The organism is Pseudomonas sp. PDM19, assembly GCF_014852215.1.
GTDB lineage: Bacteria > Pseudomonadota > Gammaproteobacteria > Pseudomonadales > Pseudomonadaceae > Pseudomonas.
The window spans coordinates 784,000-792,956 of the sequence record NZ_JACVBG010000001.1 but is presented as its reverse complement, the minus strand read 5'-3'; the positions used below and the strand labels follow the sequence as shown (position 1 = coordinate 792,956).

10 protein-coding genes are annotated in these 8,957 nt (G+C 67.1%); 4 read left to right on the top strand and 6 right to left on the bottom strand.

Translation table 11 applies throughout. The features are described 5' to 3' along the window. Nucleotides 1-208: 208 nt before the first annotated feature. The 3 genes from IB273_RS03485 to IB273_RS03475 are packed head-to-tail and all read right to left on the bottom strand — an operon-like array spanning nucleotide 209 to nucleotide 2,146. The gene (locus IB273_RS03485) at nucleotides 209-1,189 is read right to left on the bottom strand and encodes a TauD/TfdA family dioxygenase (RefSeq protein WP_151186876.1); all 981 of its coding nucleotides are present in this window, start codon (nucleotides 1,187-1,189) and stop codon (nucleotides 209-211) included. A gap of 21 nt (nucleotides 1,190-1,210) precedes the next feature. Beyond that, complete coding sequence (locus IB273_RS03480) at nucleotides 1,211-1,933, bottom strand: thioesterase II family protein (RefSeq protein WP_192223248.1); 723 nt, start codon at nucleotides 1,931-1,933, stop codon at nucleotides 1,211-1,213. Between the two features lie 3 nt (nucleotides 1,934-1,936). Continuing rightward, nucleotides 1,937-2,146: an MbtH family protein gene (locus IB273_RS03475; RefSeq protein WP_151186874.1), complete on the bottom strand. Its 210-nt coding sequence runs from the start codon at nucleotides 2,144-2,146 to the stop codon at nucleotides 1,937-1,939. Nucleotides 2,147-2,493: 347 nt separating this feature from the next. On the opposite strand from IB273_RS03475, the gene IB273_RS03470 reads away from it, so the two are divergent. Further along, nucleotides 2,494-3,030 (top strand): RNA polymerase factor sigma-70, encoded by a 537-nt coding sequence (locus IB273_RS03470; RefSeq protein WP_138214347.1) that lies wholly within the window; start codon nucleotides 2,494-2,496, stop codon nucleotides 3,028-3,030. 3 nt (nucleotides 3,031-3,033) lie between these two features. Here the strand turns inward: IB273_RS03470 and IB273_RS03465 are convergent, their stop codons facing one another. Further along, nucleotides 3,034-3,831: an AraC family transcriptional regulator gene (locus IB273_RS03465; RefSeq protein ID WP_192223247.1), complete on the bottom strand. Its 798-nt coding sequence runs from the start codon at nucleotides 3,829-3,831 to the stop codon at nucleotides 3,034-3,036. 246 nt (nucleotides 3,832-4,077) lie between these two features. Between IB273_RS03465 and IB273_RS03460 the strand changes: the two genes are divergently transcribed. Next, on the top strand, nucleotides 4,078-4,971 hold the full coding sequence (locus IB273_RS03460; RefSeq protein ID WP_192223246.1) for a DMT family transporter: 894 nt from the start codon (nucleotides 4,078-4,080) through the stop codon (nucleotides 4,969-4,971). A gap of 76 nt (nucleotides 4,972-5,047) precedes the next feature. On the opposite strand, the gene IB273_RS03455 is transcribed toward IB273_RS03460, so the two are convergent. Beyond that, nucleotides 5,048-6,112, bottom strand: coding sequence for an NAD(P)H-dependent flavin oxidoreductase (locus IB273_RS03455; RefSeq protein ID WP_192211108.1), 1,065 nt, complete (start codon nucleotides 6,110-6,112; stop codon nucleotides 5,048-5,050). Between the two features lie 105 nt (nucleotides 6,113-6,217). On the opposite strand from IB273_RS03455, the gene IB273_RS03450 reads away from it, so the two are divergent. Together IB273_RS03450 and IB273_RS03445 are read left to right on the top strand one after the other, a co-directional pair. After that, nucleotides 6,218-7,090 (top strand): LysR family transcriptional regulator, encoded by an 873-nt coding sequence (locus IB273_RS03450; protein ID WP_192223245.1) that lies wholly within the window; start codon nucleotides 6,218-6,220, stop codon nucleotides 7,088-7,090. Further along, the gene (locus IB273_RS03445) at nucleotides 7,087-8,244 is read left to right on the top strand and encodes a YbfB/YjiJ family MFS transporter (protein ID WP_192223244.1); all 1,158 of its coding nucleotides are present in this window, start codon (nucleotides 7,087-7,089) and stop codon (nucleotides 8,242-8,244) included. Before IB273_RS03450 ends, IB273_RS03445 begins: the two co-directional genes overlap by 4 nt. A gap of 270 nt (nucleotides 8,245-8,514) precedes the next feature. Here the strand turns inward: IB273_RS03445 and IB273_RS03440 are convergent, their stop codons facing one another. Continuing rightward, nucleotides 8,515-8,955, bottom strand: a complete 441-nt coding sequence (locus tag IB273_RS03440; RefSeq protein ID WP_081516986.1) for a carboxymuconolactone decarboxylase family protein — start codon at nucleotides 8,953-8,955, stop codon at nucleotides 8,515-8,517. Nucleotides 8,956-8,957 lie beyond the last annotated feature (2 nt).

Here is an 8,957-nt window from a genome sequence, read left to right as displayed (position 1 = left end):
TGGGGCCCGCCGGAGGGAAATTCGTGGGTTCAGCTGGTTTGCGCTTTTGGGATCGGAGAGCCGAACTGCTGACTCGCTCCGACCGGTCCCCTCTCCCGATGGGAGAGGGTTAGGGTGAGGGGGCTACCGGCAACTTCGGTGCTCGACCATTTCCCTCACCCCCGCCCTCTCCCAGAGGGAGAGGGAGCTATCCGTGCAACCTTGAGGCTTACGCGTCAGCGCCATGCCCTTCCGCCATCGCGACTACTACCTTTCGCGGGCCGCTGAAAGGCGAGCGCGCGTGGGCGGCAAGCATGTTGTCGAGCATCAGGACGTCGCCGCTGGTCCAGGGGAAACTCACCTTGGCCTCCTCCAGCACGCCGCGGATTTCGTCAAGCACCGAGGGTTCGATGGGGCTGCCGTCGCCGTAGTAGACGTTGCGCGGCAGGTCTTCCTCGTCGACGATTTCCAGCAGGCTTTCGCGCACTTCCGGCGGAAGATTCGAGACGTGGAACAGGTGCGCCTGGTTGAACCAGACCCAATCTCGGGTGACCGGATGCTGCGCCACCGCCTGGCAGACCTGGCGGGTACGCAGTTCGCCGTCTTCCTTCCACTCCCAGCCGATCTTGTGGGCCTTGCAGTAGGCCTCGACCACGGCCGGGTCGTCGCTGTTGAACACCTGCTCCCAGGCCACGTCCAGGCCGTTGCCGAAGTTGCGGGTGTACATCAGTCCGCGCTCGGTGAAGCGGCGGCGGATGCCTTCATCGACCCGGCGATAGATCTCGCGGCTGTCGGCGATCGGTGTCTCGCCACCGCTCTGCGCGGCCTGCACGCAGTAGAACCAGATCTTCATCGGCCACTCGCGGGTATAGGCCTGCTCGTTGTGCAGCGGGATGTGCTGATGCGGCGGGTATTCGGTGGAGGTGTACACGCCGCTGGTGACGTTGCTGCGCGGGGTGGAGCCGAACTCGTAGTTGAGCAGCGGGTGGCCGAAGCCGGCGGCGAACTCGCGGAAGCGCTCCGGCGCGCCGACCTGGAAGCCACGGAAGAGCATGCCGGCACAGACCGGCAGGCGTTCATCCACCAGCGGGCGCAGTTCGGCCAGGGCGTCGAGCAGGTCGATGCCGTCGCCGCGGGCCTGCACCAGCAGCGGCAGACCACCGCGCGCTTCGGCCAGGGGAGCAATGTCGAACAGAGTGGAGGTGGGCATCTGGGTCTCCGCTTGAATCGATCAGGCCAGCGCTGCGCTGGTCGACTGGCCGGGCTGGCGCAGGTGGCCGAGCAGCAGCTCGAGCAGGCGCGCCTCGCCGGCATTGAGGAAGAAGTGGCCGCCGTCGAGCATCTCCAGGGAGAAGCCGGCGCTGGTCTCGTCCTGCCACGCGGACAGGGACTCCACCGAAAGCCGGTCGGCCTTGCCGCCGAACACGTGGATCGGGCAAGCCAGCGGCGGGCGGCGGCGGTAGTCGTAGAGGCCGCAGAGGAGGAAGTCGGCGCGCATCACCGGCAGGGTCAGGCGCAGCATTTCCTCGTCGGCGAACACTGCTTCGGGCGTTCCGCCCAGGCGGCGCATGCGCTCGATCAGTTGGGCGTCGCTCTGCTCTTGCGCCAGCTCGCGATGACTGTCGCGGCGCGCCGGCGCGGAGGCCGCCGAGGCGAACAGCGCCTGCGGCATCGGCAGGCCGCGCTCACGCAGCGCATGGGCCAGTTCGAAGGCCAGCAGGCCACCGAGGCTGTGGCCGAAGATGGCGTAGGGCTGGTCCAGGCGCGCGGCGATTTCATCGGCCAACTGGCTGGCCAGGGCGCGCAGGTCGGTCTGCAGGCTTTCGGCGAAGCGCCGGCCACGGCCGGGCAGCTCCACCGGGCAGACTTCGATCCAGCTCGGCAGCTGGCGCTTCCAGCGTGCATAGACCATAGCGCTGGCGCCGGAGTACGGCAGGCAGAACAGACGCAGCATGGGTTACTGCCCCTCGGCCATCTTCTGCCGCAGGCTGAGCGGGCGCATGTCGGTCCAGTTGGCTTCGACGAAGGCCAGGCACTCGGCCTTGCTCCCCTGCTTGCCCGCTTCGCGCCAGCCGGCCGGGACTTCCTTGTACTGCGGCCACAGCGAGTACTGCTCTTCACCGTTGACCAGCACCATGTAAACCGCGTCTTCGCGATCGAACGCCATCGCCCTTCTCCTTCAGCTGTATGGGATGCCGGCCACCGGCCATTACCGATGTTTTCCAGCTCTGCCATGAAGACGAGGGAGGCGATGAAATAGTTAGTGTTCTCGGATGCGATTAATTCTCATAAGATATGCGCCGGCGAAATTTCCTGGCTTGTCCTTCACCCGAGCGCTTAGAGATCTGACGAATGGATGCGAATGAAAAATCTTCACACTTGTGTGGGAACCCTGTCGCAGAGCGATAGTCGGAGTCTCTCGAATAAATTGATAATAATTATCATTTGATCTAGATTGGCCGCCTCAACCCATGTGGACGTCCCCGCCTCCGCCGCCGCATAGGAAACCCTTGCATGTCCAAGCCAATGCCCGCCGAGTCGCGCCCCGCTCTCCACGAGCTGTTCGCTACCCACCGGCAGACCTTCATCAATGCGGCCGCACGCATCCTCGGCTGCCGCAGCCATGCCGAAGACGTGGTCCATGATGCGTACATCAAGCTCAATGCGAGCGACCTCACTCCCGGCATCCAGTCGCAGAGCGGCTATCTGATGCGCGTGGTGCGCAACCTGGCCATCGACCTCTATCGCCGCCAGGCGCTGGAGAAGCGCTACTCGGGTAGCGAGGAAGAAGGCATGCACATCGCGACGCCGTCCGCGTCACCGGAGATCGAGCACGAGGACCGGCAGACCCTGGAGGCCATCTCCAGCGCCCTGCAGACGCTGCCCGAGCGCACTCGCTACGCCTTCGAGATGTATCGCCTGCACGGCCGCACGCAGAAGGAAATCGCCGAGGAACTGGGCGTCTCTCCGACCCTGGTCAACTTCATGGTGCGTGATGCGCTGATCCACTGCCGCAAGACCCTGAAGGGCCTGGAGGACGGCAAGCTGTAGGCCTCAGCCTTCCGCCAGGGCGCGGAAGGTCGAGCGATACTGCTCCGGCGTGGTGCCCGACAGCCGCCGGAACATCGCGATGAACGCCGAAGGGCTGCTGTAGCCCAGGTTGAAGGCGATCTGCTGTACCCCTTCCCCCGATGCCAGTGCCTCGATGGCGGCGAGAAACCGCAGGCGCTGACGCCATTCGCCGAACGACATTCCCAACTCCCGCTGACAGGCCCGCGCCAGGGTGCGCTCGGTGCTGTGCACGCGCTCGGCCCATTGCGCGAGGGTGCGGTTGTCGCCGGGCTCGGCCTGCAGCGCGGCCAGCACTTCGCCGAGCGCACCGCCACTGGCGTACGGCAGGTAGTCGTCGTGGGGCTGCGCGGCCTGCAGCTGGTCGATCACCACTTCGGCCAGGCGCTGATCGACGGCGCTCTGCGGGATGTTCACCTGGCGTGCGGCGAAGTCGGAGAGGATCGCCTTGAGGATGTCGCTGATGGCCAGGGTGCAGGGGTTCTGCGGCAGCTTGCGCGCCAGTTCGGCGGACACGTAGAGCGAGCGGTAGACGATGGCCTGGCGGTTGTAGCAGCTGTGTTCGAGCCCCGGCGGTACCCACACGGCGTACTGCGGCGGCGAGAGGAAGCGCTGGCCGTCCACTTCCAGCTCCATCACCCCGTGGGACGCGTAGTTGAGCTGGCCCCAGGCGTGACGATGGCTGGGGGAATGAGTTCCAGCGTCGAACTCGTCGTAGCGGAAGTACAGGTCGGCGGGCAACTGGTCGATGTCGGGAAGCGGGAGCGGCAGTACGCGGGTCATGTCCGAATGCCGGGGTGGATTGTCCGGTTTTCATTATACGTCTGGTTTCGGACGGAGTGAAAATAGGTGCCATCGGTGGAGCACCCTCTCCCCAGCCCTCTCCCTGAAGGGAGAGGGAGCCGTTCGTGCCGGCTGACACAGCGGCGTAATCCTGCTCCGAATCAGTCCCCTCTCCCTTCAGGGAGAGGGTTAGGGAGAGGGAAACAGCCCCACTCCGAAGTCAACCCTGAGTACTGCAAGAACCCCATGAACTACCTGTTCCCCCTGCTGGCCGTGGTCATCTGGTCCGGCAACACCGTCGTCAACAAGCTCGCCGTGGGGCAGATCGCCCCGGCGGAGATCGGCTTCTATCGCTGGGTGCTGGCCGGCGCGCTGCTGACGCCCTTCCTGCTGCGCGCCACCCTCGCCCACTGGCCGGTGATCCGCGCCAATTTGGGCAAGCTCGTCACCCTCGGCCTGCTCGGCATGGCCGTCTACCAGTGCCTGGCCTACTACGCCGCCGCGCTCACCTCGGCGACCAACATGGGCATCATTCTCTCGCTGATGCCGCTGATGTCCCTCGCCCTGGCCTCGGTGCTGCTGCGCCACAAGCTGAGTGCTGCCGCCGTGCTGGGCGCACTGGTGTCACTGGGTGGCGTGCTGCTGGTGATCACCCAGGGCAACCCGCAGCAACTGATCAGCCACGGCGTGAACCTGGGCGACGGCATGATGATCATCGCCACCCTCGCCTACGGCGTGTATGGCGTGCTGCTGAAGAAGTGGAACCTGCCGTTGCCGCCGCTGCTGATGCTGTACCTGCAGGTGCTGGTGGCCATCGTCGCGCTGGCACCGCTTTACCTGGCCTCGCCGCACCACGGCCTGAACGCCGCCAACCTGCCGCTGGTGCTGTATGCCGGGGTGCTGGCTTCCATCGTCGGCGCGCTGGCCTGGATGCAGGGCGTGCAGCGCATGGGGCCGAGCCGCATGGCGCTGTTCTTCAACCTGCTGCCGGTACTGACCGCCGCCATCGCCGCCGTGGTGCTGGGCGAACAGCTGACCAGCTACCACCTGGTGGGCGGTGCGCTGACCCTGGCCGGCGTGCTGCTGGCCGAACTGTGGCGACCGCGGGAGAAGGCCGTCGCCGCCGTCAGCGCCCGCTGACTCGAATGCTCTTGTAGGGCGCATAACGCGCCAGCGTTATCCGCCGTGAGTGGGCCGGCGGATAACCTGTTCCAGGTTATGCGCCCTGCGCTCGACCGGCGTGGAACTCGGCCATCAGAGTCGAAACCAGCTCCGCCGCCGACATCTCCCGCGACAGCGGTGCACCCTGCCCCGCCCATTGCACGGCGAAGTCCGTGTTGCCCTTGGCGGTCGCCGCGGCGGTCAGCGCCTTGGCGGCGTCGTAGGTGATCGGGTAATCCGGCAGCGCTGGCGCATCCGCACTGCCCAGGTCGGTGAACAGCCGGTTGACCATGCCCCGCGCGGCACGGCCGGAAATCGCCGCCGTCACCTCGGTACGCTCCCCACGCTCGCCGCGCAGCGCTGCCTTGAATGCAGCGTTGGCCGAGGATTCGTCGGCAGAGATGAAGGCCGTACCCATCTGCACCGCCTGCGCGCCCAGCTCGAACACTGCGCGCATGCCCTGCCCGTCCATGATCCCACCCGCCGCGATCACCGGCAGGCCGGTGCCCTTCACCAGCGTACGGACCAATGCAAAGGTGCCGATGCGCGCGTCCTTCTCCGGCTCGAACACGCCACGGTGACCGCCGGCCTCATAGCCTTGCGCAACGATCGCGTCGATGCCCGCCGCCTCGATGGCTCGGCCTTCGGCAAGGCAGGTGGCGGTGGCCAGCAGGCGGATGCCAGCGGCTTTCAGTCGGTCGATCCACTGCTGCGGCGGCAGGCCGAAGTGGAAACTGACCACGGCCGGGCGCGCTTCGATGAGGAATTCCAGCATCTCGGGGTCGGCCAGGAAGCTGCGGTAGATCTCGGTGATCTGCGCTGGCGGCTGCGCATCGAACTCGGCGAACAGCGGGCGCAGGTGGTCCAGCCACGCGGCCTCGCGGGCCGGGTCCGCCACGGCCGGGCGGTGGCAGAACAGATTGAGGTTGAGCGGCTTGTCGGTCAGCGCGCGGGTCTGCTCCAGCAGGGCGCGAGCCTGCTTGGCATTGCTCGCGCCCAGGCCGATGGAGCCCAGCCCGCCGGCATTGGCCACCGCCGCCGCCAGCGCCGGGGTGGACACGCCGACCATGGGCGCCTGGATGATGGGGTGCTGGATGCCGAGCAGTTCGGTGATGCGCATGACGGGGTCCTCGTGGTCGGCAGGGCCGACTGGCTGATTGGCACTTGACCAACAATCTCACAAAGAGAATATTAACGGCAACTTGTTCTCTACTGAAGATCAATCATGGATCTCTCCAGCCTGGAAATCTTCCGCTGCGTGGCCGAGGAACAGAGCGTCACCCGCGCCGCCGCCCGCCTGCAACGCGTGCAATCGAACGTCACCACGCGCATCCGCCAGCTCGAGGAAGACCTCGGCGCCGCGCTGTTCCTTCGCGACGGCAAGCGCATGACGCTGACCGACCAGGGCCGCGAATTCCTTCGCTACGCCGAGCAATTGCTGGCCCTGGCCAGCGAGGCGCGACAGTCGCTGCACCCGCACAGCGCCACTGGCAGCCTGCGCCTGGGCAGCATGGAGGCCTCCGCCGCCAGCCGCCTGCCCGAGCCGCTGGCGCGCTTCCACCGCGCCTACCCCGAGGTGGAACTGCACATGACCACCGGCCACAGCCAGAAGCTGCTCGGCGAAGTGCTGAACCGCCAGTTGGACTGCGCCCTGATCGCCCACCCGGACATCCTACGCGCCGAGCCGGGCTTCGAAGCGAAGCTGGAGCGCGGCCTGCGCGCCGAACCGGTATTCCGCGAGGAACTGCTGCTGGTGCTGCCGGGCAACCATCCGCCGGTACACCGGCCAGAGGATGTGCAGATTCGCACCCTGGTCGGCTTCACCCGCGGCTGCACCTACCGTCAACTGGCGGAAAGCTGGTTGAAAGGCACGCCGCTGGCGGTGCAGGAGGTGGGCTCCTACCACGGCATCCTCGCCTGCGTGAACGCCGGCTCGTGCATCGGCGTGCTGCCGCGCTCGGTGCTGGAGCTGCAACGGGAAACGCCGGACCTGCAGCTGGTGCCGCTGATGGAAGTGGACACCCTGCTGATCTGGCGCGACGGCTACGCTACCGGCGCCTTCCAGCGCTGGCGGGAAACCCTGGAGGCACGCCCATGAGCCGCACTCGCCGCCTGCCCGCCGCGTTGTCGGCGGCACTGATCCTGGCCGTAGGCATGGGCTTCGGTCGCTTCGCCTTCACCGGGCTGTACCCGTTGATGGTGCGCGACGGCATGCTCAGCGTCACCGGCGGCTCCCTGGCTGCCTCGGCCAACTACGCCGGCTACCTGCTCGGCGCCCTGCTGCTGGCGCGCAGCCACGAGCGACATGCCGCGCGCATCTGCGTGATCGCTTTGGCAGGCACCCTGGCCACCCTCGCCGCCATGGCCATTCCCGCCCCAGCCTGGTTCGCCATCGGCGTGCGCCTGCTGGCCGGCGTGCTCAGCGCCATGGCGCTGGTCAGCGCCGCGCAGTGGCTGTTGCAGAGCATGGGCGAAAGCCATGGCGCACCGATGATGTTCGCCGGTGTGGGGATCGGCATCCTGGTCTCGGCGGAACTGATCGCCGCCGGCAACGCCTTCGGCCTGGGCAGTGCGGCAATCTGGTGCGTGCTGGCGCTGGCCGGGCTGGTGCTGTCGCTGCTGGCCGCGCCTGCGCTCGGTCGGGATGCGCCGACAGCGCCGCATCCGGCAGCGAACAGTGCGGGGCCGGCACCAGAGCTGTCCGCGCCGATCATCCTGCTGGTCTACGGGCTGGCCGGCTTCGGCTACATCATCACCGCCACCTACCTGCCGCTGCTGATGAAGAGTGGCCTGGGCGCCATCGACGCTTTGCAGGTCTGGGCCGCGTTCGGCCTCGGTGCTGCGCCATCGTGCTTCCTCTGGCACCGCTTGCACCTGAAGCTCGGCGGTCGGCGTGCATTGGCGCTCAACCTACTGGTGCAGGCGGTAGGCGTGATGTTGCCGGCGCTGGGCGACTCCGCCTTCCTTTACCTAGGCAGCGCGGTACTGGTGGGCGGCAGCTTCATGGGCACGGTGACCATCGCCATGCCGGCGGCCCGCGCGGTGGCCTCGCAGGTGCGCTTCAACATGCTCGCGGCGATGACGGCGCTGTATGGCGTCGGGCAGATCGTCGGGCCGCTGGCGGCCAGCGCCCTGCGCGGGTTGACCGGCAGCTTCATTCCGGCGCTGGGGGCTGCGGCCAGCGCGTTGCTGGTAGGTGCTCTGTGCTGTTTGCCGCTGCGCAGGACTGAGGCACTTGGTCGGTCGGTTTAAGGGCGTTCTTTGTCCTGGGTGAGATCGCGCGCGCGTCCCCCCTCACCCCAACCCTCTCCCAGAGGGAGAGGGAGCCGTCCGTGCCCGACTGACGCTGAGGTTTCATCCTTCGCCGAACAGTCCCCTCTCCCTCTGGGAGAGGGTTAGGGTGAGGGCCGCCCTGAGCGTAGGCGTTCCAGCACGTAGGGCGCATAACCTGGAACAGGTTATCCGCCGGCAACCGCGCGGCGGATAACGCTGGCGCGTTATTCGCCCTACAAGTGTGCAACCTCATGCCGGCGGCTGCTGGCGGAAGGACACGCCCAGGCGGTTCCACACGTTGATCGCGCCGATGGCCACGGTCAGGTCCACCAGCTCCCGTTCGCTGAACTGCTCGCGGGCGAGCTGGAAGACCTCCAGCGGCACCTTGGATTCGGACAGCAGCGTCACCGACTCGCACCAGGCCAGCGCCGCCCGCTCACGCTCGGTGAAGAACGGCGACTCACGCCAGACGCTGACGGCGAACAGGCGCCGCTCGGTCTCGCCGTTGCGGCGCGCTTCCATGGCGTGCATGTCGGCGCAGAAGGCGCAGTTGTTCACCTGCGATACCCGCAGGCGCACCAGCTCCAGCAGCGGTTTCTCAAGCGACAGCTCGAAGATCGCGGCTTCCAGCGCCAGCACCGCCTTCAGCGCTTCCGGCGAGGCGGTGTAGTAATCCAGGCGTGGCTCCATGA

Coding starts and splice junctions, on each gene's coding strand:
- IB273_RS03485 (WP_151186876.1), bottom strand. CDS start 1,189: ATGCCCACCTCCACTCTGTTCGACATTGCTCCCCTGGCCGAAGCGCGC.
- IB273_RS03480 (WP_192223248.1), bottom strand. CDS start 1,933: ATGCTGCGTCTGTTCTGCCTGCCGTACTCCGGCGCCAGCGCTATGGTC.
- IB273_RS03475 (WP_151186874.1), bottom strand. CDS start 2,146: ATGGCGTTCGATCGCGAAGACGCGGTTTACATGGTGCTGGTCAACGGT.
- IB273_RS03470 (WP_138214347.1), top strand. CDS start 2,494: ATGTCCAAGCCAATGCCCGCCGAGTCGCGCCCCGCTCTCCACGAGCTG.
- IB273_RS03465 (WP_192223247.1), bottom strand. CDS start 3,831: ATGACCCGCGTACTGCCGCTCCCGCTTCCCGACATCGACCAGTTGCCC.
- IB273_RS03460 (WP_192223246.1), top strand. CDS start 4,078: ATGAACTACCTGTTCCCCCTGCTGGCCGTGGTCATCTGGTCCGGCAAC.
- IB273_RS03455 (WP_192211108.1), bottom strand. CDS start 6,112: ATGCGCATCACCGAACTGCTCGGCATCCAGCACCCCATCATCCAGGCG.
- IB273_RS03450 (WP_192223245.1), top strand. CDS start 6,218: ATGGATCTCTCCAGCCTGGAAATCTTCCGCTGCGTGGCCGAGGAACAG.
- IB273_RS03445 (WP_192223244.1), top strand. CDS start 7,087: ATGAGCCGCACTCGCCGCCTGCCCGCCGCGTTGTCGGCGGCACTGATC.
- IB273_RS03440 (WP_081516986.1), bottom strand. CDS start 8,955: ATGGAGCCACGCCTGGATTACTACACCGCCTCGCCGGAAGCGCTGAAG.